This is a genomic window from Acidovorax sp. GW823-FHT05D11, assembly GCF_058795695.1.
The window spans coordinates 1,501,203-1,524,230 of sequence record NZ_CM179502.1; the positions used below are offsets into that span (position 1 = coordinate 1,501,203).

Here is a 23,028-nt window from a genome sequence, read left to right on the forward strand (position 1 = left end):
TCAGGCCACGACCACGGCGGCGCCATCGCCGCGCGGCGCGATCGCACCGATGGTGTACACCTTCTCGCCCGCGGCGGCCAGCGTGGCGGCCGTGGCGGCGGCGTTGGCGGCGTCCACCACCACGACCATGCCGATGCCGTTGTTGAAGGTGCGGTTCATCTCGATGTCGTCGATGCCGGCGGTCTTCTGCAGCCAGGCGAACAGCTCGGTCTGGGGCCAGCTGCCCTTGGTGAGATGGGCGGCCGTGCCGTCGGGCAGCACGCGCGGGATGTTCTCCAGCAGCCCGCCGCCGGTGATGTGGGCCAGGGCCTTGATGGGGTGGGCGGCCAGCGCGGCCAGCACGTTCTTCACGTACAGGCGCGTGGGTTCCATGATGGCCTGCTTGAAGGGCTTGCCGTCCAGCGTGGCGGGGGCGGTGGCCCCTGCGCGGTCGATGCACTTGCGCACCAGCGAGAAGCCGTTGGAATGCACGCCCGCCGAGGCCAGGCCCAGCACCACGTCGCCGGGGGCCACGTCCCTGCCGGTCAGGATCTTCGACTTTTCGACCGCACCGACCGCGAAACCGGCCAGGTCGTATTCGCCGGCGGGGTACATGCCCGGCATTTCGGCCGTTTCCCCGCCGATCAGGGCGCAGCCCGAAAGCTCGCAGCCCCGGGCGATGCCGCCGACCACGGCCGCGGCCGTGTCCACGTCGAGCTTGCCGCAGGCGAAGTAGTCGAGGAAGAACAGGGGCTCGGCGCCCTGCACCAGCACGTCGTTCACGCTCATGGCCACCAGATCGATGCCCACGGTGTCGTGCATGTTCCACTCGAACGCCAGCTTGAGCTTGGTGCCCACGCCGTCCGTGCCGGAGACCAGCACGGGCTCCTTGTAGCGCTTGGGCACCTCGAACAGGGCGCCAAAGCCGCCGATGCCCGCCAGCACGCCTTCGCGCATGGTCTTCTTGGCCAGCGGCTTGATGCGCTCTACCAGGGCGTCGCCCGCGTCGATGTCAACGCCGGCGTCTTTGTACGAAATGGGGGTGGAGGGGGCAGAAGAGCTCATGGGTGGTGTGGTGCAGATAGGCCCGCGCGGCGGGCTGGAATCCGGGGATTTTAAGGGGCATGCCCCGCCGTGCCCCCTCAGCCCTGTGCCGGCGGGGGCTTTGGGGTGGCGCGGCGGGCCGCCGCGGCCTGCAGCAAGACGCCCGCCAGCGCCAGGGCGGCAAAGCACATTCCGGCGCCGAAGGTTGCACTTGCGCCCCACTGGTCCCACAGCAGGCCGGCCAGCGCGCTGGCCACCAGCAGGGCCAGGCCGCTGACCAGGTTGAACATGCCGAAGGCCGTGCCGCGCAGGTCGGCGGGGGCGGTATCGGCCACCATCGTGGCCAGCAGGCCCTGCGTCATGGCCATGTGCAGCCCCCACAGGGCGATGCCCAGCCAGGCGGCGATGCCCTGCCCGGTGAAGGCCAGCAGCGCATCGGCGGCGATCAGCACCACCAGCCCCCCGGCGAGCAGCGTGGTGTGCCGGGCCGTGTCGGAGAGCTTGCCGAGCGGGTACGCGCCCAGCGCGAAGACCACGTTCATCAGCACCAGCACCAGGGGCGTCAAGGCGAGGGGCAGGCCGCCTTGCTGCATGCGCAGCACCAGGAAGGCTTCGCTGAAGCGGGCCAGGGTGAACACCGCGCCCAGGGCCACCACCCCCCAGTAGGCGGGGCCCAGCCGCCGCAGGCTCTCGCGGCGGATGGGGTTGGCGCGGGCGGCGCCGGCGGGGCGCTCCGGCTCGCGCACGCCCACGACGAGCAGCACCACGCACAGCGCGGCCGGGAGCCCCGCCACCCAGAAGACCGCACGGAAATCGTTGGCCCAGAGCAGCATCAGCCCCATGGCGAGCAGCGGGCCCAGAAAGGCGCCCACGGTGTCGAGCGACTGCCGCAGTCCGAAGGCCGCGCCGCGCATGCCGGGCGGGGCCAGGTCGGCCACCAGCGCATCGCGGGGCGCGCCCCGGATGCCCTTGCCCACGCGGTCCAGCAGCCGCGCCGCCACCACCAGGCCGACGGTGGTGGCCAGCGCGAACAGCGGCTTGGACAGGGCGCCGAGCCCGTAGCCCAGGATGGCCAGCGGCTTGCGCCGGCCCCACCAGTCGCTCAGGACGCCCGAGAACACCTTCAGGATGAGGGCCGTGGCCTCGGCCGCGCCCTCGATGAGGCCCACGGTGAGCATGCTGACCCCCAGCGCCGCGACCATGAAGACGGGCAGCAGGCTGTGGATCATTTCGGACGAAATGTCCATGAGCAGGCTCACCAGGCCCAGGGCCCAGATGCTGGCCGGCAGGCGCTTGGAGGGGGAGGGTGGAAGGGCCATGGGTGCTGACGAGGCAGAGCGTGGGGAAGCCGGCGGCCGAAGGGGGCCGGCGGCAGACTAAAATCGGCTCCATTGTCGTTGCCGGGCCTCTTCGCAAGGAGTTCCTGCCCTGGCAACGGGCCGTCGGCCACCACTTTCGCCGCACCCGCCGCAGTCACCTACGGCCGGGCGCTTCCAACTTCATCCGTGATGCTGCTGCTGATCCCTTCCTTGTCTGCCGCTCCCGCACTGAATGCCACGGGCCTGGCCATGCTGCCCGGGTGCCGCGCATGAAGCAGCTGGCGCTGGACATCGGCCTGGCCACCGGCCCCACCCTGGCCCGTTTTTTCGCGGGCCCCAACGAGGCGGCCCTGCAGCACCTGCGCCTGGCGGTGGGCGAGGGCAGCAGCCAGGCCACCCGCTCGCCGGTGCCCACCTACCTCTGGGGCGAGCCCGGCAGCGGCAAGACGCACCTGCTCACGGCCGTGCGCCACGCCCTGCGCGAGCAGGGTGCCAGCGTGGGCTGGCTCGACCCGTCGGTGGCCGAGCCGCCGGATTTCGATGAGCGCTGGGCCGCCATCGTCATGGACGACGTGCACCTGTACAGCACCGCCCAGCAGGCCACGGCCTTCAACTGGTTCGTGAATGCCATCAGCCCGGCCAGCGGCAGCCAGCGCTGGGTGCTGGCCGCGGGCGACCTGCCGCCGGCCGACCTGCCCCTGCGCGACGACCTGCGCAGCCGCCTGGGCTGGGGCCATGTGTTCCAGCTGCAGCTGCTGGGCGAAGCCGAGCGCCGCTCCGTGCTGCGCCAGGAAGCCGACGCGCGCGGCGTGTTCCTGGGTGACGAGGTGATGGACTACATGCTCAACCGGTTCTCGCGCGACCTGGGCAGCCTCATGCAGCTGTTGGACCAGCTCGACGCGTTTGCCTTGCGCACCCAGCGCGCCATCACGATTCCCTTGCTCAAGACGATGCTGGAATCGGAATGATGCCGACCCATGCGCCCCTTTTTGTCTGTGAAACTGAATGACTTCTGAACCCCGCCGCCTGCGGCTTGCGCTGTTTGACCTGGACCACACGCTGCTGCCGCTCGACTCCGACTACGAGTGGGGCGAGTTCACCATCCGCATCGGCTGGAACGACCCCGTGGAGTTCGCGCGCCGCAACGACGAGTTCTATGCCCACTACCAGGCGGGCACGCTCGACGTGCACGACTACGTGCGCTTCGCGACCGAGGCCGTGCGCCTGCGCGGCCCCGAGGCGGCGGCGGCCGCGCACCTGCAGTTCATGCGGGACGTGATCGGCCCGGCCATCCAGCCCCAGGCGATCAGCCTCATCCGCCAGCACCAGGCGGCGGGCGACGAGGTGCTGATCGTCACCGCCACCAATGAGTTTGTGACCACCCCCATCGCCCAGGCGCTGGGGGTGCAGCAACTGCTGGCCGTGCAGCTGGCGCGCGACGCCAGCGGCTGGTACACCGGCGAGATCGACGGCATTCCCACCATGCGCGAAGGCAAGGTGCGGCGCATGGAACAATGGCTGGCCGAGCGGCAACTCGGCTGGGGCGATGTCGACAGCACGTTCTACAGCGATTCCATGAACGACGTGCCCCTGCTGGAGAAGGTGAACCACCCGGTGGCCACCAATCCCGACCCGCGCCTGCGGGCCCTGGCCCAGGAGCGCGGCTGGCGCATACTGGATCTGTTCACGGCCCCAGCCGGCCAGGATGCCGCCTGACACCTGCGCCCCGCGCCAGACCCCCCTGATTACTCCCTACCCATGATCAAGAAGTTCATCGACAAATTGCTGGGCAAATCGACGCCCGGCACCTCGGGCGGCAAGCCGCATTTCGGCAAGCGCGAAGAGGTGCCCGCCTCGGTGCACGGCATCAACCCCGAGCTGGTGGACCGCCGGGCCGCCGAGGTGGTGGCCACGCTCAAGCAGGCGGGCTTCGAGGCCTACATCGTGGGCGGCGCCGTGCGCGACCTGCTGCTGGGCCTGCGCCCCAAGGACTTCGACGTGGCCACCAACGCCACGCCCGAGCAGGTCAAGGGGCTGTTCCGCCGCGCCTTCATCATCGGCAAGCGCTTTCGCATCGTGCACGTGGTGCACGGACGGGGCCGCGAGCACGAGGTGATCGAGGTGTCCACCTTCCGCGCCTACCTCGACAACGCCGCCGCCGGCCAGGTGGCGGGCAACGAAAAGACCAGCAAGGCCCAGCTGTCGGGCATGCAGCATGCCGTGGACGCCAGCGGCCGCGTGCTGCGCGACAACGTCTGGGGCCCGCAGGACGAAGACGCCACGCGCCGCGACTTCACCGTGAACGCCATGTACTACGACCCGGTGAGCCAGATCGTGGTGGACTACCACAAGGGCCTGCAGGACGCCAAGAAGAAGACGCTGCGCATGATCGGCGATCCGGCCACGCGCTACCGCGAAGACCCGGTGCGCATCATCCGCGCCGTGCGCTTCGCGGCCAAGCTCAGCCCCCTGGGGTTCAGCATCGACGCCAAGTCGGCCGCGCCGCTGGTGCAGTCGCAGGCCCTGCTGGCCGAGGTGCCGCAAAGCCGCATGTTCGACGAAATGCTCAAGCTGCTGCAGACGGGGCACGCCATTGCCACCATCGAACAGCTGCGCAAGCTGGGCATGGCCAAGGGCATCTACCCGCTGCTGGACGTGGCCGTGGAGCGCGCCGACACGCCGTTTGTGAAGGCTGCCCTGGTGGACACCGACCGCCGCGTGAACGAAGGCAAGCCCGTGGCCCCGAGCTTCCTGCTGGCCTGCGTGCTGTGGGAAGACGTGCGCAATGGCTGGCAGGAGCGCCTGAACCAGCGCCAGCATCCGCTGCCCGCGCTGCAGGAGGCCATCGACGAGGTGTTCGACAAGCGCATCGGCGACGTGTCGGGCCGCGGCAAGCTGGCGGCCGACATGCGCGAGATCTGGGTCATGCAGCCGCGCTTTGAAAAGCGCGTGGGCAACACCCCGTTCGGCATGGTGATGCAGCCGCGCTTTCGCGCCGGGTTCGACTTCATGCGCCTGCGCGCCGATGTGGGCGAGGTGGAGGAGGCGCTGGCCGAATGGTGGCAGGACTTCCAGGCGGCCGACGACGAACGCCGTGACGACCTGATGGACCAGGCCAAGGAAGAGCAGAAAGCCCGCCAGAAAGCCCAGCCGGTGGTCAAGCGTGTGCCGCGCCAGGCCCCTGCCGCCGGGCCAAGGGCTGCGGGGGGAGCGGACGCGGAGGGGGATGGGGATGCCGCCCAGGGCGCGGCCGACTTTCCTTCCGAGGGCGGCGCTCCCAAGAAGCGCCGCCGCCGCCGCCGCAAGCCCGGCGGGGGCGACGGTGGGGCGGGCCCCGGCGGGTCCGGTTTCGCGGTGGATGCCTGACCCGCTGCGGTCCGATGCCGTGCGCCCCGGCACCGCGCAGGCCCTGGTGCCCATGAAGGGCCACCGGAAGAACCGATGACACCGATCCAGCCCACGGCCGCTCGCCAGTCACCCCCGGCAAGTACCGGCAGCACGGCCTACATCGGCCTGGGCGCGAACCTGGGCGACGCCCCCGCCGCGCTGCGCGCCGCCGTGCAGGCCATTGCCGCCTTGCCGGCCACCCGGGTCCTGCGGTGGTCGGCGCTGTACCGCAGCGCACCCGTGGATGCCGCCGGCCCGGACTATCACAACGCCGTGGTGGCCGTGCAGACCGCGCTGACACCCCACGGCTTGCTGGCCGCGCTTCAGGCCATCGAGGCCGCAGCCGGCCGCGAGCGCCCCTACCGCAACGCGCCCCGCACGCTGGACCTGGACATCCTGCTCTTTGGCGGGCAGGTGCTCGACACCCCCGCACTCACCGTGCCCCACCCGCGCCTGCGTGAGCGGGCCTTCGTGCTGCTGCCCCTGGCCGAGATAGCGCCAGAGCAGGTCCACCCCGCATGGCTGGCGGCGGTGCAGGACCAGCACATCGAGCGGCTGCCAGCCGCATGGTGCGAGGCCGTGTAGCCTTTCCGCTCCGCTTTCCGCAAAGCGGTAGCTGGCGTGGCACGGGCCCCGCGCCGCCACGTCCCGGATGTGAAGCGCACGCGTGGGCAGGCGCAGGGGCGCCTCAGGGGCTCACCCTTGCCTGGCGCGCTGGTTCGAGGCAAACACGTTGTCCTTGGGCAAGGCCTGGCCCGCCTGCACGGCCGCCACCCAGTCGCGGGTCGAAGCGGCGGCGGCAAAGTTGCTGTGGAACACCACGCTGAACACACGGTGGATTTCCTCGGCGCTGGCGCTGCCCGCCGCATTGGCATAGGGCAGGGCGCCGCTCGCGTCGCTCAGGAACTCCACGGCCAGCCCCCGGTGCGAGGCCTCGTAGATGGTGCTGGCATCGCAGTTGTGCGTCATGTAGCCCACCACGGTCAGGGTGTCGATGCCACGCCCGGCCAGCCACTCGGCCAGGCCGGTGTTCGTGAAGGCGCTCGCCATGCCTTTTTCGATGTGGTGGTCGGCAGGGCGGCGCGCCACTTCGGGGTGCAGCTGCCAGCGCTCGGTGGCCTTGTCGAACACGGGCGCACCGGACGGGGCGGTGTGCTGTACCACGACCACCGGCACACCGGCCGCGTGGGCGGCATCCATCGCGCGGGCGATGTTGGGCAGCGTGTCGGCCACGGGCGGGTACTCGATGGGCAGGTTGCCGCCCGCGAAATACTCGTTCTGCACGTCGATGACGATCAGGGCGCGGCGCGGAGCGGTGGTGGAAGAGGAGGTCATGGTCACAGTCCTTTGATGGGGTGAAAGAAGTAGGTTGCGGGGAAGGAATGGAGTGATTGTTCGCGTGGCCGCCCGTCCTTGAAAGTGGCTTGATTGACACTCATCGATAGAATCGGGCCATCGTGCCCCATCCTGCCCAATCCTCCATCCGCCTGGTTTCCTCCTCTGCCCCGGACACCGTGGCGGTGGTGGCCTTCGACGGTATCAGCCCCTTCCACCTCTCGGTGCCCTGCCTCGTGTTTGGCGAGGACCGCACGGCCGAGGGCATCAACCGCTACAAATTGGTGGTGTGTGGCATGGCGCCGGGCCCGCTGCGCACCTCCGCCGGGTTCGGCATCGAGGTGGGCCATGGCCTCAAGGTGCTGCGGCGTGCACAGACCATCGTCGTGCCTTCCTGGCGCGACGATCTGGCGCCCGTGCCCCCGGCATTGCTGGCCGCGCTGCGGGCCGCGCACCGCCGGGGTGCGCGCATCGTGGGCCTGTGCCTGGGCGCTTTTGTGCTGGCCGAGGCGGGGCTGCTGGATGGCCGCACCGCCACCACGCACTGGGCGCTGGCGGCCCAGTTCGCCCAGCGCTATCCGCGCGTGCAGCTCAAGCCCGAGGTGCTGTACGTGGAGGACGGGCTGGTGCTCACCTCGGCCGGCACGGCGGCGGGCATCGACTGCTGCCTGCACCTGCTGCGCCAGCAGCACGGCGCCGAGGCCGCCAACCGTGCCGCGCGCCGCATGGTGGTGGCGCCCCACCGCCAGGGCGGCCAGGCGCAGTACATCCAGCAGCCCGTGGCGCCGTCGGTGCGGGGCGACCGGCTGGCGCCGCTGCTGCAGTGGCTGGGCGAGCACCTGCACGAAACCCACACCCTGGAGGCCCTGGCCGAGCGCGCGGTGATGAGCCCGCGTACCTTCACGCGCCGCTTTCGCCAGGTCACCGGCACGACGGTGGGCCAGTGGCTGCAGAACCAGCGCGTCGCGCTCGCGCAGCAGCTGCTGGAGGGTGGAGACCTGTCCGTCGAGGCCGTGGCCATCGAGGCCGGCTTCGGCTCGGCCGTATCGCTGCGGCAGCACTTCGCCGCCACGCTGGGCATTGCGCCGTCGGCGTACAGGCAGCAGTTCCGCAGCACTGGCTAGCGGCGGATGCTATCGACGGGATGGAGTCGGGCCGGGTTCAAAAGATCGCTCAGTTGCAGGTTCTTGCTGAGAAGGCGCGGCCCTCGGCGCCCCGCATTCGTTGCAAGGGGGTGGGCGACCCCGCCACCGCTCATGCGGAACACGCGGCCTGCGGCCAGGCACGCCCCGTCTCCAGCATGGTGACGATGCGGTCGACCTGGCCGCGCAGGTTCTTGTGCTTCTTCATCTTCTGTGCGTTCCGTGCCAGGTCCAGGAGGGACTGGCCGTGCGAGGCCGGTGTGGACGGGTCGGCGCCGCAGGCCAGCAGTGCACCCACGGCAAGGTCGCTGCAGGAGACGACGGCCATCCACAGCGGCGTGCGGAGCGGGTCGCCGGCTTCGGGGGCATGCACGTCGCGCGACAGGCGGATCAGCTCGGGCACATAGCGGTTGTTGCCCTGGCAGATGCGGTGCAGCACCCGGGAGCTGTCGTCCCAAGGTGCGTCCACGTCGAGCACGCCCGCGTCCAGGATGCGCTGGAACAGGGCGTCGGAGCGCGCATCCAGTTCGCGGTCATGCAGATCGGTGAGGCGCAGCACCGGCATGTGGTCCCGCGTGGCGGAGTGGCAGGCTGCACCCAGGTCCAGCGCGGCCATCACCGCCGCATGGCACCCGGGCCGCCACAGGGCGGCCAATGTCAGTGGTTCGACCGCTCCGTAGGTCTTCTGCGCCACGAGGGCGTTGTGGTACAGCGGCATGCCGCCCTTGGCCAGCAGGTGCACCATGTCCACGTCATTGCCTTCGATGGCCAGGACCATGGGGTAGGTGTCGTCGAAGTTTTCGCCCTGCCACAGGGCCCTGGCGTCGCCACCGTCTACCAGCCAGGTGCGTGCGGCGCCGTGGTCCTGGGCCAGCACTGCGGCCTGCAGCGCGCGTTGGGAGGTGAGCAGGGCCAGTCGTTCGTTTCTATTCATGGTGATGTGTGTGGCCCCTTCCAACAGGTTCATGGAAGGGCCAGGGTCGCGGCGTTGCAAGAGCCGCCATTTTGCAAGCGCAAGGCAGTTTGGCGGCTGACAACTTGTCCACCGCGAAAAGCCTGGAACGGGCGCATTTCTCCGTATATTTCCTGGGGCATGAGCCGACTGCAAAAGTGTCCCTTGCAGCCAGGACGGCACGAGGAGGAGTTTTTCTTGACGCGAATCTTGACGCGAACCCTGACGCGAAAGCCCCTGCGGAGCTGCTTGGAGGGAGAAGATTGCTTTGGTGGGCGTGCCCGGCACGGAAAACCATGTTGATCAACATCGTCGGCAACTTCACTTTCGAGCAGCGCGGCGATGCGATGCTCATCGGCACCGAAGAATCGGCGGCGCTGATCTGCAACGGCCACGCACGGCTGGTGCCCCCGGAGCCAACCTTCCTGCGCTTCAGCGCGCCGGGCGTCACGGCCCGCGTGCACTACGCCGACGGCCCGCCGACCATCGTGCGGCACGGCGACAAGGAATGGCACCTCCACGACGTGCTGCTGGGCGGCTCGGACGCGTATGGCGTGGCATCCCCGGGCAACGAGCGCATCTTCATCGTCCACGATTGGAGCGGCGATCGCCTGGCTTCGCTACCCAAACGGTTGGGCCCCAAGCATTTCGGCCGTGCCGCCATCGTGCTGACCGACACCTATACCTATCCCCAAAGCGAATACACGGAGATCTATCGCCCGGATGGCGAGTTCCTCACCCGCTACACCTTGCAAAGCCGCGGGGCGGGGCGCCAGGAGCTGGCGCACTTCACGGACGCACGGGCTTTTCTGCGCACGGGCAACGCCCCCTCCACGTACCAGCTCTTCGACCTGCACAGCTTGCAAGCCTGCAGCGTCCTGCCCGTGGCAGGCGCGATCCTGGGGGTCTGCGCATTGCCGGATGGCAGCAACCTGTGGGTGGATGCCGAGGGCATGCACCGGCTGGCGCCGCAAGGCCAGGACCAGCCGCCGCAGACGCTGCACCGCTTTGCCGATCCCCTGGACGTGGAGCAGGCCAAGCTGCTGCTGTGGCACGACACGCAACGCGTCTATGCGGCGATCGACCATGACCGGGAGCGCCAGAGCCTGATCGCCCTGCCGCTCGAAGGTGTCAACGCCGCAGCGCAGGAGCTGCATTGGTCCGACACCTGGATCATCGCTTTTCAAGGCGGTTTCCTGGCCGGGCAGAACTATCTGCAGCTCAAGCGCAAGACGCTGCTGGCGGACAACGCGGTGGTGCTGTGGCAGCCCGGCGATGTGCTGAGCCCCGCTTTGCTCCAGACGGATGCGAGCCCGGTCGTCGAAGTCAGCCAGACGCGCTCCACCGTCAAGGGCAAACACGGTTACCGCCTGCGCATCCAGGATGCTTGCCCCAACCGTGCGATCCGCTGTGCCGCGCTGGAGCTTGGCCGGTTGTTGGGCGACACCTGCAAAGGCGCGTACCAACAGGGCGATGACGTGCCGGACCGCAAGTTCGACGGGTGCTTCACCATCGACATCGCCACTGCCAGCGCGCCCACTGCGTTCGAGCAGGCCTTCCTGCCGGCCTATCTGGCCTATTACCGCGACATCGGCGACCTCTCGCCGGAAGGCAGCAGGGCACGGCTGGCGCCGCTGGCAATCACCTGGGCCATTGACGAAACGCTATACAAAACGTAGCCCAAAGCGCTTTCCAGAGTAAGCAGAGAGACTGATTTTGATGACCAAAACGTCCCAAATCATTGCCGCCATCCTCAAAAAAGCAGGCATCGCCTTCCAGCCCCTGCCCAAGGACTGGGACGGCTCCCACCTGGGCCAGATCTTCCACCACATGGTTCCCGAGCGGATCTGCGAGCTGGACCCGAAGTGCATCGCCGAGGCGGCCGACTACGTGGGGGTGCTCCAGGAATTCGCACAGGCCACCCAGGGAGAGTTCGCCCCCGAAAGCGCGCGAGCCGAAGGGAGCGTCGGCGGCAAGGTGGTGCTGGAGTTCCTGCATGCAGGGCAGGCCATCCGCTTCAAGTTCACGCAGGAAGGCCGCTGGGTGGCCGACGACTTTTACGAGCAACTGCGCAAGTTCTGCAAGAAGCACCTCAGCGGCAGTTACCTCAGCGTGGGCAGCGATCTGGCCACCGAGGTCTATTTACCGCACAAGGTGGTTGCGCAGATTCAGAAGAAGACGCGCACCTTTGATAGCGTCGAGGCGCTGGTGCAGTTCGTGGTGGAGGGCGCATCCCAGAGCGACCTGATCAAAGCAGGGGAGGGCCTGCCTTGGCAGTTGAAGGCGGGCTATACCCGCGACGGCGACAGCCTGCTGACCGCGCTGCTCAAGTCCGAGGCGGACACGGACAGATGCCTGAGTGCCTATGAGCTGCTCGAAGCTCCCGCACTGCCCAGTCGCCATGGCGAATCGCCCCTGGAACTGGCGCAGCGCCTGCGGGGGGTGGACCTCCGAGGCGAGTACGGCGGCGAGGCCAAAGCCACCCTGGGCTATGCCGAGATCCGCGAGAAGTGGAGTCAGCGGCTCTGGCACAGCTATCTCCCCGAATACATGCGCATCGTCGATGCGCTGGAGGCGGACCTGGCATCCATGCGCTTTTCCGAAGCAGGCAACTTGTACGGCATCGCCATGTGCCATGCGCCGCTGCTGGACTGCGGGTCGGAAGTCGCGCAAGTGCACTACTACGAATACAACGGCGCGTACACCCTGAATTTGCTCACCCAGGGACCTGGAGGCGGCGCCTTGCACTTGCAACTGCCCCTCGATCAGGTCGACACGGTGATCGACCTGCTGCGCAGGTATTGCCGCCGTACGTTGTGGACAACGCCCGGCCAAGACGGCGCTTGGCTGGTTGCCCCAGAATAGCCTGCTGCCACGGGCGCAAAGCCAGCGCGCGCCGAACGCACATGGATACCGGGCAGCCGGTGCAGGCGGTTCGTGCCCGCCTGACGATTGCTATATAAAAGGTAGCAAAAAGCGCTTTCTGGAAAAGCGCCAGAGGCCGATGGAGCTCGAAGTTCTCAATCCACCTTCGCGCCCGAGGCCTTCACCACCTGCTGGTACTTGGCGCGCTCGGCGGCCATGAAGCTGTCGAACTGCGCGGGCGTGGTGGCCACGGGTTCGGCGAGCAGGGCGCCGAAGCGGGTCTTGGTCTCCGGCGCGTTCAGGGCCGCCACGAAAGCCTTGTTCAGCTTGTCGATGATGGGCTTGGGCGTGGCCGCGGGCGCTACGAGGCCCCACCAGGTGTCGATGGAAAAGCCCTTGAAAGTAGCAGACAGGGGCGGCACGCCCGGCAGCGAGGCCGATGCGTCCAGCGAGGTCACGGCCAGCGCCTTGAGCTTGCCCGCGCGGATGTTGGGCGCGGCGGCCGCCAGGTTGTCGATGTTGAAGTCCACCTCGCCCGCCAGCAGCGCCAGCTGCGCAGGGTTGGCGCCCCGGTAGGGAATGTGCAGCGCGAAGATGCCGGCGCGCTGCTTGAACATTTCGCCCGCCAGGTGGCCCGCGCTGCCGTTGCCGCCGCTGCCGTAGTTCAGCTTGGCGGGGTTGGCCTTGGCGTAGGCGATCAAATCGGCCACGGTGTGGATCTTGAGCTGCTCGGCCTTGGCCGCGTTGATGACCAGTACGTTGGGCACGCGCACCATCTGCGTGATGCCCGCGAAGTCCTTGGCGGCGTCGTAGGGCATCTTGGAATAGAGCCACGGGTTGACCGCGTGCGTGGCGGTGGCGGAGATGCCGATGGTCAGGCCGTCGGGCGCCGCCTTGGCGATGGCGTCGGCACCGATGTTGCCGCCCGCGCCGCCCTTGTTGTCGATGATCACCGTGCCCAGCGAGTCGCGCACGCGCTCGGCCAGGGCCCGGGCGGTCACGTCGATGGGGCCGCCGGCCGCATACGGCACGATCAGCCGGATAGGCTGGCCCGAGTCCTGCGCGAGCGCGGTGTGGGAGGAGAAAGCCGCTGCGATAGCGGCGCTGGCGAGGAGGATGTTTCTGCGGTTCATGGGTGCCATTGTGCAAAAAAATCGTAAGAAGGCTTACGAAAACCTTGAAGCGGGGTGTTCAGGGCGTGCGGGAGGGGTTTTCCGAGAGGCCCAGGTCCTCCACCAGCATGCCCAGCTCGTGCGACGAGCGGATGTCCAGTTTCAGGAAGATGGCCGAGCGGTGCGTGTCCACGGTGCGCGGGTCGATGGGGCGCCCGGGGTCGCGCTGGGCCAGCGCACGGGCCGCTTCCTTGCTGCTGATGCCGGTGGCCAGCAGGCGCGCCACCTCCTGCTGGCGCGGGCTCAGCGCGTTCCAGCGCTCCCGCAGCAGGGCGTGCCGCTGCGCGCGCGCGGCCACGCCGTGCGACAGGGTGGCCGCGCGGTGCACGGCGGCCAGCAGGGTGGCCTCGTCGCAGGGTTTTTCCAGCCAGTCCACCGCGCCTTGCTTGACGGCCGCCACGGCCGAGGCCAACTCGCCGTGGGCGGAGAGGAACACGGTCTTGAGCACCGTGCCCCGCTGGCGCATGGCCTCGAAGACCTGCAGGCCGCTCATGCCGTCCATGCGCAGGTCGAGCAGCACGCAGCCGGGCCGGGCCAGGTCGGCGCCGGCCAGGAAATCCGGCCCGCTTGCGAACGACTGGGCCGCGTGGCCGCCGGCCAGCAGCAGCGCGGCGAGGGAATGGCGCACGCCTTCGTCGTCGTCCACGATGTAGACGCGCAGCGGGGCAAGGGTGGGGCCGGGGGCGGTGGGGTGATCGGTCATGGGGAGGCCACGGGCGGCGTTGCGTGCAGGGGAAGCCGGATTTCGAAGACCGCGCCGCCGCCCTCGCGGTTGCGCGCCAGCAGTTCGCCGCCCATGCTCTCGACGATGGAGCGGCAGATGTTCAGGCCCAGCCCCAGGCCGTCGGAGCGCGTGGTGAAGAACGGCTCGAACAGGCGCTCGGCGATCTCGGGGGGCAGACCCGGGCCCCGGTCCTGCACTTCGAGGCAGGCGTGCCCGGCATCTGCCCGGGTGCGCAGCAGCAGTTCGTGGTCCATCGGGGGCGTGGCGTGCACCTGCATGGCCTGCAGCGCGTTGAGGCCAAGGTTCAGGACCACCTGCTCCAGGAGCACGCGGTCGGCGCGCACCCGCAGCGGTTCGGGCGCGAGGTCCAGGCGCACCGCCACCCCATGCCGCCGTGCCTCGGCGCGCAGCAGCAGGCCCAGGGACTGGTCCACGGCGGCATTGAGGTCGCAGGGTTCGCGGGCCTCGGGATGCTGGCGCACCCAGCGGCGGATGCGCCCCACGATGTCGGCCGCGCGCAGCGCCTGAGTGGACAGCGCGGCGAGGCTTTCGTTGAGCAGTTCGGTCCGGCCCTGCGCGGCGAGCGCGCGCGCCGCGGCCGCGTAGTTGACCAGGGCCGCCAGCGGCTGGTTGAGCTCGTGCGCGAGGGTGGAGGCCATCTCGCCCACGGTGATCACGCGCTGCACGCGCTGCAGTTGCGCCTCGCGCTGCTGCTGCTGTTCCTCGGCGCGCTTCTGGGCAGTGATGTCCACCACCGAGCTCATCCAGCCGATGTGCCGGCCATCACCGTCGATGAGCCGCGCCGTGTAGAACATGGTGTAGACGTCCGAGCCGTTGCGGTGCCGCAGCCGGTTCTCGTTGCCCTGGGGCGTGGCCTTGCCCGCCAGCGAGGTGTCGCTGTCGTTCCAGTGGCGGTCGAGGTCGTCGGGATGCCAGTAGGGGTAGGGGGGCAAGCAGCCGATGAGTTCGGAGGCGGCGTAGCCCACCATGTCGCACATGGCGGCGTTCACGTACACGATGCGGCCCTGCAGGTCGCGCGCACGCATGCCGACGAGCAGGGAGTCTTCCATGGACTGGCGAAAGGCCTGCGCCTGCTGCAGCGCGTGGGTGCGCTCGTGCACGCGCTGTTCGAGTTCGATGCGGGCCTGGCGGTTCTCCTGCAGGCGCCGCTCGCGCAGCTGCCAGTAGAGCGCGCCCAGCACCAGCAGGCCCGACGCGAGGCTGGCCAGCGCCCAGGCCTGCTGGCGCGCCAGGGCCACCACCTTGCTGTCGGCCGTGAGGGTGAGGGTCCAGCCCAGGTCGGGCAGGTGTTCCGCGAAGGCGAGATAGTGCTTGCCGCTGCCGGGCAGCCGAAGCTCGGCACCCGGCTGGTCCGGGCGCTGCAGGAGCTTCCAGGGCACCGGCGCGGGCTGCCATTGCGCGCCGTACTGCTCATCGTGTTGCACCTGCCGCACGGCCTCGGCGGGCAGGGGCTTGCTGGTCTTGTAGAGCCAGGACGACACGGAGCCCAGAAACAGAATGCCGCGCTCATCCGTGACGAACACCGGGTCGAGCAGTTGCGCCCAGGTGTCCACGATGGGCTGCATGCGCACCTTCACGGCCACCACGCCGATCACCTTGCCATCGCGCTGCACGGGGGCCGAGGCGAACAGCCCGGGCTCGCCCGTGGTCTTGCCCACGCCGTAGAAGCGCCCCGCCTGCCCGTGCAGTGCGTCGCGGAAGTAGGGACGGTTGCTGTAGTTCTGGTCGACGAAGCTGCTGGGCGTGTCCCAGTTGCTGGAGGCCAGCGTGAGGCCCTTGTCGTCCATGAGGTACAGCGTGTCGGAGCCGGCGTGCGCATTGACGGCCTGGAGGTACGCGTTGGCCGCCTCCCGCACGCTCTCCGATGCGGGATGGCGCAGCAGGTCCGCGACCAGGGGTTGCTGCGCCGCCGTGAAGGGCAGGTAGCTGTAGCGCGTGGCCACGCCGCGCAGGGCCAGGGCCTGGACCTCGCTGGAGCGGCGCAGGTTGTCCCATTGGGTTTCCAGCTCGTTGCGGGTGGCCCATTCGCCGGCGCCCAGGATCAGCAGCACGGCCAGGCCGAACACGGCGGCCATGGGGCCGGCTCCGCGCAGCCCATCGCGCAGGCGTCCCAGGGGCCTGGGGGGAGGCAACGGTGCTGTCACGGGTGTGGCTGTGGCCGGTGGTGGCGCGGGCGGCAAACCCACACCCTCCCGCTCATCCGCCGTGCTTGTCCGCCTCGGAGGTGAAGGAGTCCGCATAGAACTCTTCCGCTGGCAGGCCCCGCTGCGCGCTGTAGGCCACGCGGGCGGAATCGACCACGATGGGGGCGCCGCAGGCGTACACCTGGTGGCCCGACAGATCGGCGTGGTCGTCCATCACGGCCTGGTGCACAAACCCGGTGCGACCGGTCCAGCCGTCCTCCGGCAAGGCGTCGGAGACGACGGGCACGTAGGTCAGGTGGGGCATGTCGGCCGCCCGGGCCAGCACCCAGTCGTGCATGTACAGGTCGCCGGGGCGGCGGCCGCCCCAGTAGAGCACCGTGGGGCGCGTGATGGCCTTGAACTGCATGTGCTCGATGAGCGCCTTGATGGGGGCAAAGCCCGTGCCCGAGGCCAGCAGCACGATGGGCTTGTCCGAGTCCTCGCGCAGGAAGAAACTGCCGAACGGGCCTTCCACGCGCAGGATCTCCTTTTCCTTCATCGCGCCGAACACGTGGTCGGTGAACTTGCCGCCCGCCATGTGGCGGATGTGCAGCTCCACGCCGGGTGCGTCGGCCTGCGTGTGAGGTGCATTGGCCATCGAATACGCCCGGCGTGCTCCGTCGCGCAGGATGAATTCGATGTACTGGCCCGCGTGGTACCGGAAGGTGTCCGCCGCCGGCAGCTGCAGTCGCACCCGCATCACGTCGTGCGATTTCTTTTCGAGGGTGGCCACCCGCACGGGCATCTTCTTGACGGGGTAGGCGCTTTCATCGGTGACCTGGCGCGATTCGAGCACCACGTCCGTCAGGGGCTGGGCGCAGCAGGTCAGCACGAGGCCGGCGGCCTCTTCGTCGGCCGTGAGCGCCTTGGACTGGTGCTCGCCATGGTGCACGGTGCCGCTGAGCTTCCTGCACTTGCACGAACCGCAGGCGCCGTCCTTGCAGCCATAGGGCAGGCCGACGCCGCTGCGGATGGCGGCGGCCAGGATGGCCTCGCCAGCGTTGGCCTGGAAAGCGCGGCCGCTGGGCTGCACGGTGATCTGGAATGCTGCGGTGCTCACAGCCTCGGCGCTGGTCATCTTGTGGGTATCCTCGGGACGTAGATCTTCAAGAACCGGTTGGTGCCGCCGTGGGCCCCTGCCAGGAGATGCCGGCTGGTTCTTTACAAACGGACCCGATTTTGCCTTCAAACCAAAACCCCCTTGGCGCCCTGCCGGCGCGCTTTCGCCGCGAACGCCTGCTGATCGTGGGGTGTGGTGACGTGGGCCAGCGCGTGGCGCGCCAGCTCCAGGGCGGCCCGGGCGCCGGGCGCGTCCAGGTGCTGGCGCTCACCTCCAGCCCCGAGCGCAAGCCGGCGCTGCGCGCCCTGGGCATCCGCCCCCTGTGCGGAAACCTGGACGATGTGGCCACGCTGCGCCGCCTGTCGGGCCTGGCCACGCGCGTGCTGCACCTGGCCCCGCCACCCGGCGAAGGCGCCGGAGGGGATGGCTGGTGGCGCGATCCGCGCACGGTGGCCCTGGCGCGCGCGCTGCGCCTGCGCAGCCTGCCCGCCTCCCTCGTCTACGCCTCCACGAGCGGCGTGTATGGCGACTGCCAGGGGGCGATGGTGTCCGAGACACGGCCCGTGGCCCCCGCCACGCCGCGCGCGCAGCGGCGCGTGAATGCCGAGCGGGCGGTGCGGCACCTGGGCCGCGGGGGGGTGCGGGCCACCGTGCTTCGCATTCCGGGCATCTACGCCCCCGACCGGGACGGTGGCACGCCCGAAGCGCGCCTGCGCCGAGGCACGCCGGTGCTGGAGCGCGAGGACGATGTGTTCACCAACCACATCCACGCCGACGACCTGGCGCGCATCTGCCTGGCCGCGCTGTGGCGTGCGCGGCCGCAACGCGTCTACAACGTGAGCGATGCCACGGAACTGAGGATGGGCGACTACTTCGACCTGGCGGCCGACCTGTACGGCCTGCCGCGTCCCCCGCGCGTGCGCCGCAGTGCCGCGCAGGAGCAGCTGTCGCTGATGCTGCTGAGCTTCATGAGCGAATCGCGGCGGCTGGACAACCAGCGCATGCTGCGGGAGCTGGGTGTGAAGCTGCGCTACCCGACCGTGGCCGAGGGGTTGCGGGCGGCGCGCCCGTCGCCTTAGGGCGAGCGCGTTCGCCGGGGCCTTTGCCCGTCCGCCGGGTTCAGCAGGGCGCCTGGCCTCCGTTGGAGCGGCACACACCGCCGGGACCGGGGAACCGCCCGGGACCGGCGCGGGGATAGGTATTGCCCTGGTTGTCGGTGCAGCGAAAGTCACCGCATTGCGTCAGGCGAGTTGGAGGTTGCGGTGTGCCTGTCTGCGGGAAGGGGTCAGGAAAAAGGGGGCGATGCCGCGATGGCGGCACGACCACCACCCGGGGCTGGTGGGCACGCGCTTTTTCGACTTCCGCATACCCTTGTGGACCCAGGCAATCCAGGTCCACTTGCCGCTGCGCGGCCTCCAGGCGCAACTCCTGTTCATAGGTCGAGCGGGCCAGGCCCGCAGCCACCATATCCAGGTTGCGCCGCGAGCGCGCGCATTCGGGGGATCGGGCGTAGTCCTGGGGCTGGGGCGTGGCCGCCGCGGCCTGTGCGGCGCGGGCACGGTCGCGTTCGGCGTTGCGGCGGGCATCGGTTTCCGCCGCGGTGGCCTCTGCCTGCAGCCGCTGTTGCTTGCGCTCCAGTGCTTGCGCTGCCAGCTCCCGTTCCTGCTGGATCTCCTCGGGGGTTTTCCGCGCTTCGACCTCGCGCGCGGTGGCGCCACCGGTGCATGCGCCGTCGGTATAGGTCACCTGTCCCGTGCGGGCATCGGTGCAGCGAACCACCTGGGCGCTGGCGCCCGTGGCAAGCACGGCGGCACCCAGGCAGAGAATGAAGAGGCAGGGGCGGATCGTCACGGTCGGCTGCCAGGCAGGGGGAACGACGGCGCGGGACGGCGCCGCATTCAGGGTTTTTCGGGGCTGTTCGACTGCTGGCGTGAACGCCAGTCGAGCGGATGCGGCGTGTAGCTGTCTGGCGCCATGCGGCCAGGGCGGGCTTCACGGTTGCGGCGGTCTTCCGCGGCGCGGCGGTCGCGTTCCGCCTGGTCTCGCAAGGCCTGCTCCCGGTCCCGGTTGCGGCGATCGGCCTCGCGCGCCTGCTGGTCGCGGCGGTCGCGTTCACGCTCCCGGGCTACGCGGTCACGCTCGGCCCGTTCTCTGTCACGCTCGCGCTCGCGCCAGTCGTTGCGGTTGCGGTCGCGTTCCCAGCGGTCGTCGCGATCACGTCCGCCGTAGTAGATGACGGAGGGCGGGGCCGAATACGCAGGGTAGACGGGGGGCGGGCTGGAGTACACCGACGGGGTGTTGTAGATGTACCCCGGCTGCTCGTAGACCCTGTACGGCGTGGGTTCGTAATAGGGGTCGCCCGGCACGGTGGCGCAACCCGTCACCACGGCGCCCAGGACCGTGGCAGAAATGATGCGGGCGAGTGTGTATGTCATGCTGTTCAGACCCCCTACAGGGCGTGGGTGTTCCGCGCTGTACGTAAAGCCCCCGAAAAGCACCCCGGCGGGGTGTTACAAGTTTCGGAGTGGCGTTTTCAATGCCTCCCACTGTAGCGCCCGGGGGGCCCATTTGGTTGACCTGCATGCCGATGCAACGGGTAGGACGAAATCCCATGCCGTACCGGGCTGGTGCCTTGGCGCACCGGCTTTTGAAATCAAAATTGATAGCGAAAGCGCGTGGCTGGCAATGCGCGAGCCGCCCTTTTTATGCGCGGCGTGTACGCCGTGGCGAAGGGCGCGCGGGAAGCTGGCCTGCTTCCCGTTTATTTGGGCAGCACCCGGCGGATGGTTTCCGCCAGATCTTCCGCCACGAACTTGGCGACATAGCCGTCGGCGCCGACGCTGCGCACGTGGTCTTCGTTGGCCGAGCCGGACAGCGAGGAGTGGATGACCACCGGCAGCCCGTGGAAGCGCGCATCCTGCTTGATGTTGCGCGTGAGGGTGAAACCGTCCATTTCCGGCATTTCGAGGTCGGTCAGCACCATGGCCACGCGGTCCAGCACGCTCTTGCCCTCGGCTTCGGCGCTCCTGGCGATGGCGTTGAGCCGGTCCCAGGCTTCCTTGCCGGATTTCACCATTTCATAGGGCGCATGCAGCACCTTGAGTTCCTGCTCGATGAGCGAGCGCGCCACGAACGAATCGTCGGCCGCCAGGATGATGGTGCCGGGCTTGAGCTTGAGCTTGGCGCCGACCTTCTCTTCGGTGACCTCGTGGCCGTCCGAAGGCGACACCATCTGGAGGATGGCTTCCACGTCCAGCACCTGGGCCAGGCGGGATTCGTCGGTGTTGCCATCCAGGCGGGCAATGCTGGTCACCAGCTTGCCGGCGGCGCCGCTGGTTTCGGCGGAAAGCACCTGCTTCCAGTCCAGCCGCACGATGTCTTCCACCGACTCCACCGCAAAAGCCTGCGTGGTGCGCGCGTATTCGGTCACCAGCATGATGTTCAGTCCCGTCTGGGGCTTGCAGCCCACGATGGAAGGCAGGTCCAGCACCGGAATCACCTGGCCGCGCAGGTTCACGACCCCCAGCGAATGCGGCGTGGTGCCCGCGATCGGCGTGATGCTGGGCATGGCCACGATCTCGCGGATCTTGAACACGTTGATGCCGAACAGTTCGGATTTGCCCAGGGCACTGTCGGTGCCCAGACGAAACAGCAGCAGTTCGAACTTGTTGGTGCTGGTGAGGTTGGTCCGCTCGTCGATGTCCTGCTGCACTGCTTTCATGATGGGTCCTTCGCGCAGAAAAGAAGAAGAAACGCGCGTTTACAAATTCTAGGATCAGAACGGCATGTGCAGTGCGCTAAATGTTCAGGCAATACCCGAATAGTGCGCTGCAGCATCCAGGCGTCGCAGCGCCGTCACGCGCGCTGGCGGCGCGGGTCATGCCGAGGGCGGCAGCGCCACCGGGGTGAAATGCACCACCGTGGGGAACGGGTCGTAGAAATGGTGCAGCAGCCGTTTCCATTCCTGGTAGGGCGCCGACTGGCGAAAGCCGATTTCGTGGTCCTCGAGCGTGGCCCAGCGCACCAGCAATGCGTAGTCCTGCGGGCGTTCCACGCAATGGGCCAGTTCGTGCGACAGGTAGCCGGGCATCGAGGCGATGATCCGCTGCGCCTGGGCAAAGGCTTGCTCGAACGCGGCATTCTGGCCGGCGCGGACGGTGAGGTGGGCGATTTCAAGGACCATGGCGGCAGGTGTGGGCTGGGGGCAACCCCCTTTGTACCGCACCTTGCCTGCCGTGCCAGCGGCGGGCCCCACCTCAGGCCGCGCTGCTGCGGGAAAGGTCCGGTGGCGTCTTGAGGCTGGAGGCGAGGCGGCCCAGCAGCGCGAGCAGGGGCGCGTCCGATGCGTCGCAGGCCAGGCCCAGATGGCGCGAGAAAGCCAGCGGACCGTCCAGGGGCCGCACGACCGAATGGCGTGCGTGGGCCGCGTAGGACTGCGGCACCACGGCCACGCCCAGGCCGCTGTCCACCATGTGCAGCAACAGCTCTTCGCGCGCGGCGCTGGCCTGCACCTCCAGCGCGATCCCGCGCTCGGCCAGCAGGCGGATGAACGACTGGTGCAAGGGGCAGTACGGCCATTCGATGAGCGGAACGCCCTGCAGGTCGGCCAGGCCGAATTTCTTCTTGAAACGCAGCGGGTGCTGTTCGGGCAGGAGCATCACATAGGGCTCGCGCCACAAGGACATGAAGGTGTCGCCAGACGGCTTGCAATGCTCGGCCACCAGACGCAGGCGCGCCTCCTGCGCGCTGGCCGTGAGCCGCACCAGGGCGTTGGGCATGAGCTCGCCAATCTGCGCGAACAGCGGCGCGGCCGGGCCCACCATCAGGTCGTCCTGCAGGAACACGCCCAGCGTTTCGCGCGGCGCATCGCGGAAGTCGCGCACCATGGCGCTCGACTGCGCCAGCAGGCTGCAGGCGCGCGGGTACAGGCGGTGGGCGGCGGGCGTGGGCGCCAGGCCCTGGCGGCTGCGCTCGAAGAGCACGGTGTCGAGCGCATCCTCCAGCCCCTTGATGGCCATGCTGATCGAGGGCTGCGCCACGAAGCAGCGGCGCGCGGCCGTGGTCACGGAGCGTTCTTCGTAGGCCGCCACGAAGTAGCCCAGGGCGCGCAGGTCAAACAGCATGGTGCGGGGGCCACGGAGGGCCGCGGTCAGGTCGGGGTGATGGTGGTGACGGTTTCGCGGAAGTAGTCGAGCTGGCCGTTGCGCGAGTGGCTCACGATCCAGGTCAGCGATTCCACTTCGCGCTGTTGTACCGCATAAAAGAAGCGCTGGTGGAATTTCGTGATCACCCAGTCGTCGCCCAGGGGCTGGCTGTGGGTGTGCACGATCTTCGTGCCCTGCGGAAAGACCTCGGTGCCCAGGCGCTGCACCACGGCCAGCACGTCGGCCTTGTGGCGGGCGACCTGCCAGCTGGTGTCCGCCTCGTCGCGGTAGTGGTCGATGCGGAAATCCACGTCGTCGGAGATGCTGTCCAGCAATGTGGGCACGTCACCCTTTTCAAACGCGGCCAGTACGCGGTCGATGGGGAAGTGGGTGGTGGGGTTGGTCGTCATGTGCGTTCTCCGGTCGGGTTGAAGAAAGGTCGTGGAAGCAGGTACCGGAAGGCGACTGTAGGCAGCCCGCGCGGCATGCACAACGATGGAATTTGTGGGGTGATGCGATAAAAAAATGATGGATGGAAGGATGCCGGGCGCTGCGTTCACGCCACTGCCATCCGCCACCGTGCTGCGCGCCGGCCAGGGTCGGTGAAACCAGCGCGGCCAGGTCGCCGCGTCTTCTTTTTCTTTTTTCTTTTCCCTCCTCCCACGCCGCAGGACAGGGAACGGGTCCGAAGGCGGCCCCGA

At 68.8% G+C, this 23,028-nt stretch carries 22 protein-coding genes; 8 read left to right on the top strand and 14 right to left on the bottom strand.

The window, feature by feature from the left end; genetic code table 11:
- Complete coding sequence (gene purM / locus AC3RCE_RS06870) at positions 1-1,044, bottom strand: phosphoribosylformylglycinamidine cyclo-ligase (RefSeq protein WP_218293688.1); 1,044 nt, start codon at positions 1,042-1,044, stop codon at positions 1-3.
- 77 nt (positions 1,045-1,121) lie between these two features.
- The gene (locus AC3RCE_RS06875; RefSeq protein WP_492254788.1) at positions 1,122-2,342 is read right to left on the bottom strand and encodes an MFS transporter; all 1,221 of its coding nucleotides are present in this window, start codon (positions 2,340-2,342) and stop codon (positions 1,122-1,124) included.
- 269 nt (positions 2,343-2,611) lie between these two features.
- Between AC3RCE_RS06875 and hda the strand changes: the two genes are divergently transcribed.
- The 4 genes from hda to folK all read left to right on the top strand — a co-directional run bounded on the left by hda (position 2,612) and on the right by folK (position 6,314).
- Entirely contained in the window at positions 2,612-3,310 is a 699-nt protein-coding gene (hda, locus tag AC3RCE_RS06880; RefSeq protein ID WP_218293690.1) for a DnaA regulatory inactivator Hda, read from the top strand.
- Between the two features lie 37 nt (positions 3,311-3,347).
- A complete protein-coding gene (locus AC3RCE_RS06885) occupies positions 3,348-4,058 on the top strand; it encodes a histidinol-phosphatase (RefSeq protein WP_492245812.1) in 711 nt (236 codons plus the stop codon).
- Positions 4,059-4,100: 42 nt separating this feature from the next.
- Positions 4,101-5,708 carry a polynucleotide adenylyltransferase PcnB gene (gene pcnB / locus AC3RCE_RS06890; RefSeq protein WP_218293692.1) on the top strand — a complete coding sequence of 536 codons (1,608 nt, stop codon included), beginning with the start codon at positions 4,101-4,103 and terminating at the stop codon, positions 5,706-5,708.
- A gap of 75 nt (positions 5,709-5,783) precedes the next feature.
- Positions 5,784-6,314: a 2-amino-4-hydroxy-6-hydroxymethyldihydropteridine diphosphokinase gene (folK, locus tag AC3RCE_RS06895; RefSeq protein WP_492254789.1), complete on the top strand. Its 531-nt coding sequence runs from the start codon at positions 5,784-5,786 to the stop codon at positions 6,312-6,314.
- 111 nt (positions 6,315-6,425) lie between these two features.
- On the opposite strand, the gene AC3RCE_RS06900 is transcribed toward folK, so the two are convergent.
- The gene (locus AC3RCE_RS06900; protein WP_492254790.1) at positions 6,426-7,064 is read right to left on the bottom strand and encodes a cysteine hydrolase family protein; all 639 of its coding nucleotides are present in this window, start codon (positions 7,062-7,064) and stop codon (positions 6,426-6,428) included.
- Between the two features lie 122 nt (positions 7,065-7,186).
- On the opposite strand from AC3RCE_RS06900, the gene AC3RCE_RS06905 reads away from it, so the two are divergent.
- Positions 7,187-8,188: a GlxA family transcriptional regulator gene (locus AC3RCE_RS06905; RefSeq protein ID WP_492254791.1), complete on the top strand. Its 1,002-nt coding sequence runs from the start codon at positions 7,187-7,189 to the stop codon at positions 8,186-8,188.
- A gap of 130 nt (positions 8,189-8,318) precedes the next feature.
- On the opposite strand, the gene AC3RCE_RS06910 is transcribed toward AC3RCE_RS06905, so the two are convergent.
- A complete protein-coding gene (locus AC3RCE_RS06910) occupies positions 8,319-9,140 on the bottom strand; it encodes an ankyrin repeat domain-containing protein (RefSeq protein WP_492245808.1) in 822 nt (273 codons plus the stop codon).
- Between the two features lie 314 nt (positions 9,141-9,454).
- Here AC3RCE_RS06910 and AC3RCE_RS06915 point away from each other — a divergent pair, with 314 nt between their 5' ends.
- Together AC3RCE_RS06915 and AC3RCE_RS06920 are read left to right on the top strand one after the other, a co-directional pair.
- Complete coding sequence (locus AC3RCE_RS06915; protein ID WP_492245834.1) at positions 9,455-10,837, top strand: hypothetical protein; 1,383 nt, start codon at positions 9,455-9,457, stop codon at positions 10,835-10,837.
- 40 nt (positions 10,838-10,877) lie between these two features.
- On the top strand, positions 10,878-12,023 hold the full coding sequence (locus AC3RCE_RS06920) for a hypothetical protein (protein ID WP_492245807.1): 1,146 nt from the start codon (positions 10,878-10,880) through the stop codon (positions 12,021-12,023).
- Between the two features lie 155 nt (positions 12,024-12,178).
- On the opposite strand, the gene AC3RCE_RS06925 is transcribed toward AC3RCE_RS06920, so the two are convergent.
- The 4 genes from AC3RCE_RS06925 to AC3RCE_RS06940 form a co-directional block, all read right to left on the bottom strand.
- A complete protein-coding gene (locus AC3RCE_RS06925) occupies positions 12,179-13,156 on the bottom strand; it encodes a Bug family tripartite tricarboxylate transporter substrate binding protein (protein ID WP_369641807.1) in 978 nt (325 codons plus the stop codon).
- Between the two features lie 58 nt (positions 13,157-13,214).
- Positions 13,215-13,898 carry a response regulator transcription factor gene (locus AC3RCE_RS06930; protein ID WP_369641808.1) on the bottom strand — a complete coding sequence of 228 codons (684 nt, stop codon included), beginning with the start codon at positions 13,896-13,898 and terminating at the stop codon, positions 13,215-13,217.
- A complete protein-coding gene (locus AC3RCE_RS06935; protein WP_492255362.1) occupies positions 13,895-16,015 on the bottom strand; it encodes an ATP-binding protein in 2,121 nt (706 codons plus the stop codon). Before AC3RCE_RS06935 ends, AC3RCE_RS06930 begins: the two co-directional genes overlap by 4 nt.
- Positions 16,016-16,136: 121 nt before the next feature.
- Positions 16,137-17,201: a CDP-6-deoxy-delta-3,4-glucoseen reductase gene (locus tag AC3RCE_RS06940; protein WP_218293698.1), complete on the bottom strand. Its 1,065-nt coding sequence runs from the start codon at positions 17,199-17,201 to the stop codon at positions 16,137-16,139.
- A gap of 101 nt (positions 17,202-17,302) precedes the next feature.
- On the opposite strand from AC3RCE_RS06940, the gene AC3RCE_RS06945 reads away from it, so the two are divergent.
- Positions 17,303-18,262 carry an SDR family oxidoreductase gene (locus AC3RCE_RS06945; RefSeq protein WP_492254792.1) on the top strand — a complete coding sequence of 320 codons (960 nt, stop codon included), beginning with the start codon at positions 17,303-17,305 and terminating at the stop codon, positions 18,260-18,262.
- Positions 18,263-18,302: 40 nt separating this feature from the next.
- Here the strand turns inward: AC3RCE_RS06945 and AC3RCE_RS06950 are convergent, their stop codons facing one another.
- The 6 genes from AC3RCE_RS06950 to AC3RCE_RS06975 form a co-directional block, all read right to left on the bottom strand.
- Entirely contained in the window at positions 18,303-19,028 is a 726-nt protein-coding gene (locus AC3RCE_RS06950) for a DUF4124 domain-containing protein (RefSeq protein ID WP_492245833.1), read from the bottom strand.
- 53 nt (positions 19,029-19,081) lie between these two features.
- Entirely contained in the window at positions 19,082-19,618 is a 537-nt protein-coding gene (locus tag AC3RCE_RS06955) for a hypothetical protein (RefSeq protein ID WP_255594515.1), read from the bottom strand.
- A 326-nt stretch (positions 19,619-19,944) separates the two neighbouring features.
- Entirely contained in the window at positions 19,945-20,904 is a 960-nt protein-coding gene (locus tag AC3RCE_RS06960; protein ID WP_218293700.1) for a chemotaxis protein, read from the bottom strand.
- 156 nt (positions 20,905-21,060) lie between these two features.
- The gene (locus tag AC3RCE_RS06965) at positions 21,061-21,366 is read right to left on the bottom strand and encodes an antibiotic biosynthesis monooxygenase family protein (RefSeq protein WP_369641812.1); all 306 of its coding nucleotides are present in this window, start codon (positions 21,364-21,366) and stop codon (positions 21,061-21,063) included.
- 73 nt (positions 21,367-21,439) lie between these two features.
- Complete coding sequence (locus AC3RCE_RS06970) at positions 21,440-22,306, bottom strand: LysR family transcriptional regulator (RefSeq protein WP_218293703.1); 867 nt, start codon at positions 22,304-22,306, stop codon at positions 21,440-21,442.
- Positions 22,307-22,332: 26 nt separating this feature from the next.
- On the bottom strand, positions 22,333-22,737 hold the full coding sequence (locus tag AC3RCE_RS06975; protein ID WP_369641813.1) for a nuclear transport factor 2-like protein: 405 nt from the start codon (positions 22,735-22,737) through the stop codon (positions 22,333-22,335).
- Positions 22,738-23,028 lie beyond the last annotated feature (291 nt).

What these genes read in the sequence shown, in the direction of transcription:
- AC3RCE_RS06975 (WP_369641813.1), bottom strand. Translation starts at nt 22,737, where the DNA reads ATGACGACCAACCCCACCACCCACTTCCCCATCGACCGCGTACTGGCC.
- AC3RCE_RS06875 (WP_492254788.1), bottom strand. Translation starts at nt 2,342, where the DNA reads ATGGCCCTTCCACCCTCCCCCTCCAAGCGCCTGCCGGCCAGCATCTGG.
- AC3RCE_RS06930 (WP_369641808.1), bottom strand. Translation starts at nt 13,898, where the DNA reads ATGACCGATCACCCCACCGCCCCCGGCCCCACCCTTGCCCCGCTGCGC.
- AC3RCE_RS06960 (WP_218293700.1), bottom strand. Translation starts at nt 20,904, where the DNA reads ATGAAAGCAGTGCAGCAGGACATCGACGAGCGGACCAACCTCACCAGC.
- AC3RCE_RS06940 (WP_218293698.1), bottom strand. Translation starts at nt 17,201, where the DNA reads ATGACCAGCGCCGAGGCTGTGAGCACCGCAGCATTCCAGATCACCGTG.
- AC3RCE_RS06965 (WP_369641812.1), bottom strand. Translation starts at nt 21,366, where the DNA reads ATGGTCCTTGAAATCGCCCACCTCACCGTCCGCGCCGGCCAGAATGCC.
- AC3RCE_RS06910 (WP_492245808.1), bottom strand. Translation starts at nt 9,140, where the DNA reads ATGAATAGAAACGAACGACTGGCCCTGCTCACCTCCCAACGCGCGCTG.
- AC3RCE_RS06920 (WP_492245807.1), top strand. Translation starts at nt 10,878, where the DNA reads ATGACCAAAACGTCCCAAATCATTGCCGCCATCCTCAAAAAAGCAGGC.
- AC3RCE_RS06955 (WP_255594515.1), bottom strand. Translation starts at nt 19,618, where the DNA reads ATGACATACACACTCGCCCGCATCATTTCTGCCACGGTCCTGGGCGCC.
- AC3RCE_RS06935 (WP_492255362.1), bottom strand. Translation starts at nt 16,015, where the DNA reads ATGGCCGCCGTGTTCGGCCTGGCCGTGCTGCTGATCCTGGGCGCCGGC.
- AC3RCE_RS06900 (WP_492254790.1), bottom strand. Translation starts at nt 7,064, where the DNA reads ATGACCTCCTCTTCCACCACCGCTCCGCGCCGCGCCCTGATCGTCATC.
- hda (WP_218293690.1), top strand. Translation starts at nt 2,612, where the DNA reads ATGAAGCAGCTGGCGCTGGACATCGGCCTGGCCACCGGCCCCACCCTG.
- AC3RCE_RS06885 (WP_492245812.1), top strand. Translation starts at nt 3,348, where the DNA reads ATGACTTCTGAACCCCGCCGCCTGCGGCTTGCGCTGTTTGACCTGGAC.
- pcnB (WP_218293692.1), top strand. Translation starts at nt 4,101, where the DNA reads ATGATCAAGAAGTTCATCGACAAATTGCTGGGCAAATCGACGCCCGGC.
- folK (WP_492254789.1), top strand. Translation starts at nt 5,784, where the DNA reads ATGACACCGATCCAGCCCACGGCCGCTCGCCAGTCACCCCCGGCAAGT.
- purM (WP_218293688.1), bottom strand. Translation starts at nt 1,044, where the DNA reads ATGAGCTCTTCTGCCCCCTCCACCCCCATTTCGTACAAAGACGCCGGC.
- AC3RCE_RS06925 (WP_369641807.1), bottom strand. Translation starts at nt 13,156, where the DNA reads ATGAACCGCAGAAACATCCTCCTCGCCAGCGCCGCTATCGCAGCGGCT.
- AC3RCE_RS06915 (WP_492245834.1), top strand. Translation starts at nt 9,455, where the DNA reads ATGTTGATCAACATCGTCGGCAACTTCACTTTCGAGCAGCGCGGCGAT.
- AC3RCE_RS06970 (WP_218293703.1), bottom strand. Translation starts at nt 22,306, where the DNA reads ATGCTGTTTGACCTGCGCGCCCTGGGCTACTTCGTGGCGGCCTACGAA.